The 10,264-nt window shown below is 65.5% G+C and carries 9 protein-coding genes; 3 read left to right on the forward strand and 6 right to left on the reverse strand.

Going from position 1 to position 10,264, the window contains the following annotated elements:
• Positions 1-2 precede the first annotated feature (2 nt).
• Genes A2J03_RS29085 through A2J03_RS29095 form a run of 3 tightly spaced genes read right to left on the reverse strand, consistent with a single transcriptional unit; the run spans position 3 to position 2,029 of the window.
• Positions 3-218, reverse strand: coding sequence for an exodeoxyribonuclease VII small subunit (locus tag A2J03_RS29085; RefSeq protein ID WP_068381612.1), 216 nt, complete (start codon positions 216-218; stop codon positions 3-5).
• A 12-nt stretch (positions 219-230) separates the two neighbouring features.
• Positions 231-1,451, reverse strand: coding sequence for an exodeoxyribonuclease VII large subunit (gene xseA, locus A2J03_RS29090; RefSeq protein ID WP_068381615.1), 1,221 nt, complete (start codon positions 1,449-1,451; stop codon positions 231-233).
• A complete protein-coding gene (locus A2J03_RS29095; protein WP_068381633.1) occupies positions 1,448-2,029 on the reverse strand; it encodes a lipid droplet-associated protein in 582 nt (193 codons plus the stop codon). The genes xseA and A2J03_RS29095 overlap by 4 nt, the downstream gene beginning before the upstream one ends.
• A 91-nt stretch (positions 2,030-2,120) precedes the next feature.
• Between A2J03_RS29095 and A2J03_RS29100 the strand changes: the two genes are divergently transcribed.
• Entirely contained in the window at positions 2,121-3,137 is a 1,017-nt protein-coding gene (locus A2J03_RS29100; protein ID WP_068381618.1) for a 4-hydroxy-3-methylbut-2-enyl diphosphate reductase, read from the forward strand.
• Position 3,138: 1 nt separating this feature from the next.
• Here the strand turns inward: A2J03_RS29100 and A2J03_RS29105 are convergent, their stop codons facing one another.
• Positions 3,139-4,062 (reverse strand): DUF6542 domain-containing protein, encoded by a 924-nt coding sequence (locus A2J03_RS29105; RefSeq protein ID WP_068381621.1) that lies wholly within the window; start codon positions 4,060-4,062, stop codon positions 3,139-3,141.
• Positions 4,063-4,082: 20 nt separating this feature from the next.
• Positions 4,083-5,249: a DNA recombination protein RmuC gene (locus tag A2J03_RS29110; protein WP_068381624.1), complete on the reverse strand. Its 1,167-nt coding sequence runs from the start codon at positions 5,247-5,249 to the stop codon at positions 4,083-4,085.
• A 270-nt stretch (positions 5,250-5,519) separates the two neighbouring features.
• Between A2J03_RS29110 and A2J03_RS29115 the strand changes: the two genes are divergently transcribed.
• Both A2J03_RS29115 and A2J03_RS29120 read left to right on the forward strand, forming a co-directional pair.
• Complete coding sequence (locus A2J03_RS29115; protein ID WP_068381627.1) at positions 5,520-6,716, forward strand: exonuclease SbcCD subunit D; 1,197 nt, start codon at positions 5,520-5,522, stop codon at positions 6,714-6,716.
• Positions 6,713-9,703, forward strand: a complete 2,991-nt coding sequence (locus A2J03_RS29120; RefSeq protein WP_068381630.1) for an AAA family ATPase — start codon at positions 6,713-6,715, stop codon at positions 9,701-9,703. Before A2J03_RS29115 ends, A2J03_RS29120 begins: the two co-directional genes overlap by 4 nt.
• Here A2J03_RS29120 and A2J03_RS29125 read toward each other — a convergent pair.
• The coding region (locus A2J03_RS29125) for an AI-2E family transporter (protein ID WP_156520647.1) at positions 9,682-10,264 on the reverse strand (583 nt) is incomplete at its 5' end. The genes A2J03_RS29120 and A2J03_RS29125 overlap by 22 nt on opposite strands.

Genomic DNA, 10,264 nt, shown 5'->3' on the forward strand with positions numbered 1-10,264 from the left:
CCCTAGTCCTCGTCGGCGATGTGCGCGAGTGCGTTCTCGACGCGTTTGCGGGCGCCGGCAAGGTGCTCTTCACATCGGGTGGCGAGTAGTTCCCCGCGCTCCCACAGCGCAAGGGACGCGTCGAGATCGAGACCGCCCTGTTCCAGAACCTTGACCACGTCGACCAGTTCGTCGCGTGCGGCCTCGTATCCCATTTCTGCAACGGGTATTTCATCCATCGAAGATTCTCCCTATCTGACTTTGCCCATGACCGCGGCCGCGACAGCGCCGTCGGCCACTCGTACTCGGATCTGTGTGCCCGGAGGTGCGTCGTCGACCGAGCGCAGTACTTCGGGATCGCCGCCGGCGACCATACGCTGCACGACGGCATAGCCGCGCGCGAGCGTCGCCGCCGGGCCGAGGGTCTGCAGTCGCGCGCGTAGATGCTCGAGGAGGGTGTCCTGTTTCGCGAGCTCACGCAGGACGTCGCGGCGGCCTGCGTCGACGAGCCTGACGATCTCCTCGCGTCGGTGCTCGAGGCCGGCGATCGGATCGGCGAGGACCGGTCGGTGCCGGATCATCTCCAGCCCGCGTGCCTCGCGAGCTACCCAGTTGCGCAGCGCGGCGGCAGTTCTCGCGCGCAGTTCGACAACAAGGTTCTGTTCGGCGACGGCGTCGGGGACCACCAACTTGGCGGCATCGGTCGGGGTTGCTGCCCTGAGGTCGGCGACGTGATCGCTCAGCGGACTGTCGGGCTCGTGGCCGATGGCGCTGACGATCGGCGTCGTCGCCCGCGAGATAGCGCGGCACAGGGCTTCGTCGGAAAACGGGAGAAGGTCCTCGACGCTGCCGCCCCCGCGCGCAAGAATGATGACGTCGACGTTGCCTTCCAGTTCCTTCAACGCGTCGAGAATCGCCGGCACCGCGGTCGGGCCTTGAACGGGGGTGTGCCGGACGACGAACTGCACTGCGGGCCAACGCCTGTGGGCGACGGTGAGGACATCTTTCTCGGCTGCCGACGCTCGTGCGGTGATCAAACCGATCCTGCTCGGCAGGAACGGAAGCGGACGTTTCAGTCGTGGATCGAACAGGCCCTCCGCGGCGAGCAGTGCGCGCAATTTCTCCACACGGGCCAGTAGTTCGCCGACGCCGACTGCCCGAATATCTGTGGCGCGCAACGAAATTGTTCCACGACCGGTGTAGAACGACAGCTTCCCATACAAAATGACCTGGGCGCCCTCGCTCAGCGGAACGGGGGAGCGGTCGAGGAGCTGAGGCGAACAGGTCACCGACAGTGACATGTCCGCCGACGGATCGCGCAGGACGAGAAACGCCGTTCTGGTGCCGGGTCTGGCATTGATCTGGGTCAGCTGACCCTCTACCCACACACTGCCGAGCTTGTCGATCCACCCCGCGACCTTCATCGCGACAGTGCGAACGGGCCACGGCTCTTCGGCTGTACTCGCGGTCACTTGGCTTTCGCGGTGGTGATTCGGTTCTCCAGCATCGTCAGGAACGGCGCGCGTTGCAGCGACGCGTCCTCGTACTCGCGGAGAGTCTGGAGATCGTCCAAGGACAGCGACCGTAGCCGTGCGCGCAACTGGGCAAGTGCGAGCGTGTCGTAGTCGACGAGATCGACGATGTCCGGACGGTCGACCGGGGCGGAAGCCTTGGTGTCCGACCCGTTGTCACTGGACGGGGCCTCGCTCGGCGGGGTCGAATACAGCGCGAACCGACCCGTCGCAGGCGGTGGCTCCTGGTCCGGGACGTCGACCTCGCCCTCTGCATCGGCAGGCAAATCGTCCTCGAACACCGCCCACGACGGTTGCTCCTGGTCGGGCGTTCCGATGATCGGCAGGACGGCGATGATCTGGTCACCTTTGATGGCGAGAGCAGTCACCTGCTGTTGGAGCCGCATCGAGCTCGCGAGGACCTCGCTGACGACGGTCATCGGGAACATGATGGCGGTGCTGGGCAGTTTGCGCGCCTCTTCGACGACGGTCACAGCCACACCAGCAGCCACGCGTGCGGCAAACGGGACACGAGTCATGATCACCAGCCTGCCTGAAGTCGGCACGTTTGGGTAGCCGACCCGCTTTGCTCGGCGCAGCGGGGTGCGGTAGGACCCGTATCCTGTAAGCATGTCTTCGGCTGTTCCTCTGAATCTCGGTATCGCACGTCCCTCGGGCGAGGGCGCCCCCTCGTACTCCGGGGCCAAACGGGTACTCCTGGCAGAGCCACGTGGCTACTGCGCGGGCGTGGACCGAGCCGTCGAGACGGTGGAGAAGGCCCTGGAGAAGCACGGTGCGCCCGTGTACGTCCGCAAGGAGATCGTCCACAATCGACACGTCGTCGAGACGTTGGCCGACCGCGGGGCGATCTTCGTCGACGAGACCGACGAGGTACCGGAAGGTTCGCTGCTCGTCTTCTCCGCGCATGGAGTGTCGCCTGCCGTGCACGCCTCCGCGGCCGAACGTTCGCTGCGCACGATCGACGCGACCTGCCCACTGGTCACCAAAGTGCACCAGGAGGCCAAGCGGTTTGCGCGCGACGACTACGACATCCTGCTCATCGGCCACGAGGGACACGAAGAGGTCGAGGGCACCGCCGGTGAGGCACCCGAGCACGTGCAACTGGTAGACGGTCCCGACTCCGTGGACAACGTCACTGTGCGCGACGTGAACAAGGTCATCTGGCTGTCACAGACCACGTTGAGCGTCGACGAGACCATGACCACGGTTGCTCGGCTTCGCGAGCGCTTCCCGACTCTGCAGGATCCGCCGAGCGACGACATCTGCTACGCCACCCAGAACCGTCAGGTGGCGGTCAAGGCCATGGCGCCCGAGTGCGACCTGGTGATCGTCGTCGGCTCGACCAACTCGTCCAACTCCGTTCGGCTGGTCGAGGTCGCACTGACAGCCGGCGCGCGTGCGAGCTACCTCGTCGATTACGCCAAGGACATCGACACCGCCTGGCTCGACGGCATCACCACCGTCGGCATCACCTCGGGCGCGTCGGTGCCTGAAATACTGGTGCAGGGCGTCATCGACCTGCTCGGCGAGCACGGTTTCGGAGACGTTCAACCCGTCACGACGGCCAACGAGACGCTCGTGTTCTCACTGCCCCGAGAATTGCGTCCTACCGCTACGCAGCGGTGACTCAGGAATCTCCGCGATCGCGATAACGCACCTGGGGTACCGGATGCGGCGGGATATGCGCGCTGGCTCGCGGAGCCGCATACGGATCCACCTCGGGTGGCCGCGGAACGCGGGGAGCCTGCGGCCTGGGAGTAGGGCGACGAGAAGGCTCGGACGCTGATCGATTCGGCGCTGCCCGATCCGAGCTTGCTCGATCGGGACGGTACGGATCTGCAGCGGGCCGGTCGTACTGAGGCTCGAGCCGTTCCCGACGGGCCCGGCGGCCTTCGCTCGGCCCGGCCGCTTCGCTCCTCCGCCGACGATCCGCTGATTCACTCGTTCGGTTGTGTGCTGCGCCTCTGGAGTCGGGTGCAGCCGTCGCGGCTCGGCGAGGGCGAACCTCTGGCTCACGGGCACGGTCGTCCTTGGACTGCGCACGGGTGTGCGAGGCGCGTTTGTCCTTGGCGCGGTCGCGTTTCACGCGTGTAGCGGCCCCTGCAGGTGCGTGGGTCGCCTGCTTCTTCAGGAAAATTCGTGCTGCGCCGACGGCAATCGCCAGAACCGATCCGAGAAGCATCAGCGGAAAGCGGTTGACCAGCGGGATCGCGACGTTCAGAAGAATGTCCTTGACGCCGGTACCAGGATTCTCGGTGAAGTACTGATACGACAGCGGCACGGCGACGAACAGGATCAGCGGAGCCTGGACCATGGCGGTGAACAACCCGCGATAGCGGACCAGTACGACGGCTGCGACGGTTCCGATGATGTACAGGCACGCGAACGCCGACGTCAGCTCGGTCCCGCGTGCGGCATCGATGACGAAACCTAGAAATGTTGCGCCGACGGCAATCGCCACTGCCCCCCAAGCAGGGACGCCGGGCACAGATGCGAGCGCTGAACGTTGGTCCAGCGGTACCCCGGAACGGGCACGTTGGGAGGTAGACACCCATCGAGGTTAGCGGCTGTTCACCCCACCGCGTCGCTGACATGACCGAACTGCCCGACCGAGTGCGACGAATCGGACGTTCGGGGCCTCGCGTCGACCCGTCGTACATCGACCACATCGGCGTCGAACAGCTCGAGTTCGTGGAGCTTTCGAGCGGTGACGCCGACGCGGGCGTCCACGGACGACACCGTCGCGTTGAACGAGTCGACTGCCTTGCCGATATGCCCTCCGAGCTTGTCGAGGTGCGTCGAGACCACCCCGAGTCGGGTGTACAGCTCACGGCCGAGCTGTTGGATTCGCGCGGCGTCCTCGGCCAGTGACTCCTGCTTCCACGTGTAGGCGACGGTCCGCAGAAGTGCCACCAACGTGGTGGGCGTGGCAAGTATCACGTTTCTGGTGAAGGCGTACTCCAGTAGCGCCGAGTCCGACGTCAATGCGGCGTCCAAGAACGGGTCGCCGGGCACGAACAGGACGACGAACTCGGGTGTCGGCTCGAACGATCGCCAGTACTCCTTGGCCGCCAGCTGATCCACGTGAGTGCGCAGATGACGAGCGTGACGCGTCATCTGCTTGTCTCGCTTGTCCGGATCCTCCTCTTGGGCGGCGTCGAGATACGCGGCGAAGGGGACCTTGGCGTCCACGACGATCTGGCGGCCACCGGCGAGTCGAACGATCATGTCGGGCCTGACGCCGTTCCTGGCGACCTGGGTGTCGAAATTGCAATGCTTGACCATGCCGGCGAGCTCGACGACCCGCTCCAGTTGCATCTCGCCCCATCGACCACGGATCTGCGGCGCACGCAACGCGGTGACCAACTGGGAGGTCTGCGTCGACAACTGCACCGACGCGCGGTGCATGCCGGTGACCTGCTCGCTGAGCCCGGCATAGGCTCGGATTCGATTGTGTTCGACCTGGCGCACATGCTCGGTGAGCGCGTCGACCGCATCGTGCAGCGGTTCGACCAGATGAGACACCTGTTGGCCGATTACGCCGGAGTGCCGCCTTGCGGAATCCTCGTTGACGGCCGCGAGCGAACGACGGAGAAGTGCCTCGTTGTCGCGGAGCGCCGCCAGCTGAGCCTCGGCTCGAACTGCCCGGTCTCCGATCCTCGACGCGTGCAGCAGCCAACCGATCGCGCCCCCGAGGACGAGGGCGAAGATCATGCCGAGTGCCGTGAGTGCGTTCATGTTCGACGATGATGCACGAGGGCACCGACAGGTTCGGCCGACCTATGGTGCTCCGCACCAGTGGACGCGAGGGGTTCCGCCCCAGTGGCGTCCGGGGGCTCCGCCCCAGTGGCGTCCGGGGGCTCCGCCCAGTGGCACGGTTGAGGTTCCTCTGGTGCACTTGTTCGTGCCACTGGGGGCGGAGCCCCCATTCCTGGTAACCGGGGCAACACCCGACAGGCCGTAGCAGTTGGCGGAGTTTGTCGGTGTCTGCCGATAGCGTCGTATTCCATGAAGATCCTGCACACTTCGGACTGGCACATCGGTCGCACGTTCCACGGCACCGATCTGCTCGCCGACCAGGCTGCCGCGCTGGCGGCCATCGCGGATCTCGTTGCAGCGCACGGAATAGACGTCGTCGTCGTGCCCGGTGACATCTACGACCGCGCGGTTCCCAGCGCCGATGCCGTGCTGGTGTGCAACAGGGGTCTGGAGGCCATCCGCGCAGCAGGCGCAGTCATCGTCGCCACGTCGGGAAATCATGATTCGCCCGCGAGACTCGGAGCAGGAGCCGCTTTCGCTGCGGCTGGTGGCCTTCATCTGATGACGCGCGTCGGCGACGTCGGCACACCAGTACTCGTCGACGACGAGTTCGGCCCCGTCGCGTTCTACGGAATTCCTTACCTGGAGCCGGAAACCACGCGGTTCGAGCTCGACATTCCGGCTGCGCGCAGCCATGCAGAGGTCTTGGATGCTGCGATGGCACGCGTCACCGCCGATCTCGACGAGCGCCGCAGCGATTCAAGCTCGGTCAGATCCGTTGTGCTGGCTCATGCTTTCGTGGTCGGCGGCGAGTCGACGGGTTCCGAGCGGTCCATCTCGGGGGGCGGCGTCGAGACTGCGCCCGCATCGGCATTCGACGGTGTCGATTACGTTGCGTTGGGGCACTTGCATTCTCCGCAGGCATTGACCGATCGAGTTCGATACTCGGGCTCGCCTCTTCCGTATTCGTTCGGCGAGCGCAGCCACCGCAAAGCTGTGTGGATTCTGGAACTCGACGGTAACGGCCTGGCCGGGGTCGAACGCGTCGATCTGCCGGTTGTCCGGGGGCTCAGTCGAATCGAAGGCACCGTCGAGGAATTGCTGACCGAGGAGCGCTTCGTCGACGCCGAGGATCATTACGTGTCGGCCGTGCTCACCGATCCTGTGCGGCCGGTCGATGCCATGCGGTCGTTGCAGACCAGATTTCCGCACGCGATTCACCTCGAATGGAACCGTCCAGCCGAAGATTCGAGCCTTCGTTACCGAGACCGGGTGCGCGGGCGGACCGACAGCGAGATCATGGTCTCGTTTGTCACCGACATGAGGAGTACGCCCACCGGCAGCGAAATTCTCCTCCTCGAGCGCGCGTTGGCAAGCGTGCACCAGGACGAGGTCACCGCCGACAGCGTGACGGGGCAGTACGAGCTGTTCGGGAAGTCTGCGTGAGACTGCACAAGCTCGAGGTCACGGCGTTCGGGCCGTTTGCCAGCACCGAGACGGTGGACTTCGACGCTCTCGGCGCGGACGGCTTGTTCTTGCTGCACGGGCAGACAGGTGCCGGGAAGACGACGATTCTCGACGCGGTTGCATTCGCGCTGTACGGCACGGTTCCCGGGGCGCGCAAGGACGGCAAACGGTTTCTGTCCGACCATGCCGCGCCGGGGGCTGTTCCGACCGTGATGCTCGACGCAACCCTCGGCGGTCGACGAATGCGGATCACTCGCAGCCCCGAGTTCTTCCGACCCAAGAAGCGTGGGGCCGGAACGACCAAACAGAACGCCAAGGCGTCGCTGACATGGTTGGACGGCACTGGTCAGAACCTGACCCGGCTCGACGAGATCGGCGATGCCGTCGGCGCGGCACTGGGGATGAGTGCCGACCAGTTCTTCCAGGTCGTGCTGCTTCCACAGGGCGAGTTCGCGCGGTTTCTGCGGGCCGACAGCGACGAACGCGGGAACCTGCTCGAGAGGCTCTTCGACACCAGCAGGTTCGGCGACATCGAGGAGTGGTTCGCCGACGCGCGGCGCGCGAGCGCGGCGGCGTTGGAGACCAGTCGGATCGCGACGGACAAACTGCTGGGCCAAATTTCGACAGCATCGGGTGAGGACGAGCAACTCGATCGTGTGCCGGTCGAGTGGGCGAGCGACGTTCTCGACACCTCCCGTGCGGCACTGAACGAATCCGCGCAGACGCTGGCGCACGCCAGAGCCACGTCGGACACCGCAGTGGTCACCCTCAGAAAACTTGAAACCACTCGTGACCTGCAACGGCGCAGAAGTATTGCATGCGAACAGCGTGCGCAGTACGAGGCCGGCGCAGCCGAGCGCGCCGTGCTGCGTCTGGAGCTCGAACGGTCGGCTGCGGCGGGGCCGGTCGCGGCCTTGGCCGGCGAACTCGACGCGGCCGCAAGCAGACACAGCTCAGCCTCGGCAGCGTCCGATCGCGCCTACCGGGCCCTCGCACAACTCGACGGATCCGAGGCGGTCACGGAAGGGCTCTGCACGTCGGGGACGGATTTCGTCGCCGATCGCAGAGTCGTCGCCGCTGCCGTTCGCGCATGGAACACCGAGGTCGGGGCACTCGAACAGCTCCGTATCCTCGTCCGCCGTGCCGAGAGCGAGGAGAGGACGGCAACGCAGCTCGAAGGAGAACTCGCCACCGTCGAGCGGGCTGTCGAGTCCATGCAGTCGGAGCGGGCCACGCTTCCCGCCGCGATCGACGAAGTGGAAGCCGCGGTGCACTCCGCTGTTCATGCGGCCGCAGAGATTCCGGCGCTCGAGATGGAGAGCACGCGCCTCGGCAAAGCGGTGGAAGCGGTCGCCGAGCTGGCGAAGACACGGACCAAGCTTGCAGCCGCGGAGAAAGCTCACAACAGCGCACGAACCGCCTTCAACGACGCTCGCGCGCACACCCTCGACCTGCGAGAGCAGCGCTTGGCGGGGATGGCTGCAGAGCTCGCATCACGACTCGTCGACGGTGAGCCCTGTGTGGTGTGCGGCTCGGAAGACCATCCGGCACCGACCCAGGCGACCGAGTCGACGGTCACCAAACAGGACGAGGATGCGGCCGCGGCCCTCGAACACAGGGCAGCGGCACTCACCGAGAAGAAGGCGGCGCTTGTCCTCGCCCTGGTGCGAGTCCAGGATTCACTCGTCCAGCAGTCGGGGGACTGTAACAGCGCACAGCTGATCGACGCACGCGACACCGTCGACGCGGCGCTGAAGAAGGCTCGGGCCGAGGCCTCGCGGCTCGACCAACTGCGCGCCCGGCTGGCGCACCTGCGCAGCGAGGACCAGCGTATCGCCGCAGCAGTCGGTGAAAAGCATTCTGCTGCAGCAGGTCTCGCGGCACGGGCGACGCAAGTACGCGCGTCGGCTCAGGAGATGCGGTCGCGGATTGCCGTTGCGATGGACGGCGCAGAAAGCATCGATCAGCGACTCGCGCGTCTGGAAGAACTGATCACGTTGTCGACCGACTTGGTGGACAAGCGTGTCGCTGCGGCCGGATCGGCAACCGAACTGCAGAAGCTCACCGACGCGCTCGCAGCGAAGGTTGCCGAATCGGGCTTCGACTCCGCCGCGGATGCCGCTCAGCGGGTCCTCGCACCCGCGCGTATCGCATCGATCGAGAAGCATCTCGAGGCCGCCAACGATGTGCGGGCCCACACCGAGCAGGTCCTCGCCGAACCCGCGATCCTCGCCGTTGCGGATACCGAGCCGGTGGATACCGTCGCGGCGAAGAATGTCGTCGACGACGCCGCGTCTCGATTGCATGCAGCGGTTGCCGCGCACGCCGAATGCAAACGTCGTGTCGAACAGTTGGAAGCCCTGACTGCACAGTTGTGGGCCGCGGTCGATCGGGTCGCGCCCATGCAGGCCAAACACGAGGAACTCGCCGCGTTGGCGGACGTCGTCGCAGGTCGTGGTCAGAACGCTCGCAAGATGTCCTTGCGGTCGTACGTTCTGGCTTCTCGGCTGGAAGACGTCGCCGAATCGGCGTCGGCTCGACTACGTCGGATGTCCTCGGGTCGGTACGAGTTCGTGCACTCGGACGAGGCCGAATCACGTGGTCGGCGAGGTGGTCTCGGTCTCGATATTCGCGACGACTACACCGGTGTCGTCCGGTCGGCGAAGACACTGTCCGGCGGTGAGTCGTTCCTCGCCTCGCTGTCGCTGGCGCTCGGTCTCGCCGACGTCGTCGCCGCCGAATCCGGCGGTGTCGTACTGGACACGATCTTCATCGACGAGGGCTTCGGCACGCTCGATGCCGACACCCTGGAGTCCGTCATGGGCGTTCTCGACGAGCTCCGTGCAGGCGGCCGGGTCGTCGGCATCGTCAGTCATGTCGACGAGATGCGCCAACGCATTCCGAGCCGCCTGCACGTCATTCGGGAACGGGACGGATCGAGGCTTCAGCTCTTCGCTGCATCCTGATCCGAGTCCTCGTCGTCGGTCGCCAGATCTGCGGGGTCAGGCGCCTGTTCCTCCAGCTGCTCCTGATCGGCTTCGATGGAGTGCTTGTCGATCTGCTCCGAGACGTACCGGATGAGTACTGCTGCGACGGCCGCAGCCGGTACCGCGAGGAATGCACCGATGATGCCGAACACCGAGCTTCCCCCGGTGACCGCAAGCAACACGATCGCAGGGTGCAGGTTCATGCTGCGGCTCTGCAGGACCGGCTGGAGGACATTTCCCTCGAGTTGTTGAACAGCCAGGATAATGATCAACACGATGAGGGCCGTAGTCGGTCCGTTCGCCACGAGTGCGACCAACACGGCCAACGCGCCGGCAACGAATGCACCGACGATCGGGATGAAACCGCCGAGGAAGGTCAGCGTCGCGAGCACGAGTGCCAGTGGCACTCCCAGGATTACGAGTCCGAGGCCGATGAAGAATGCGTCGATCAGACTCACGACGGCCTGCGTGCGAATGAAGCCGCCGAGCGTCGCCCACATTCTGGCGAGGATCTCGGCAAGGTGGCTTCCAGCGCGACCA

Source organism: Rhodococcus sp. EPR-157, from assembly GCF_001647195.1.
Lineage (GTDB): Bacteria > Actinomycetota > Actinomycetes > Mycobacteriales > Mycobacteriaceae > Rhodococcoides.

Coding starts and splice junctions, on each gene's coding strand:
- A2J03_RS29085 (WP_068381612.1), bottom strand. CDS start 218: ATGGATGAAATACCCGTTGCAGAAATGGGATACGAGGCCGCACGCGAC.
- A2J03_RS29095 (WP_068381633.1), bottom strand. CDS start 2,029: ATGACTCGTGTCCCGTTTGCCGCACGCGTGGCTGCTGGTGTGGCTGTG.
- A2J03_RS29100 (WP_068381618.1), top strand. CDS start 2,121: ATGTCTTCGGCTGTTCCTCTGAATCTCGGTATCGCACGTCCCTCGGGC.
- A2J03_RS29110 (WP_068381624.1), bottom strand. CDS start 5,249: ATGAACGCACTCACGGCACTCGGCATGATCTTCGCCCTCGTCCTCGGG.
- A2J03_RS29115 (WP_068381627.1), top strand. CDS start 5,520: ATGAAGATCCTGCACACTTCGGACTGGCACATCGGTCGCACGTTCCAC.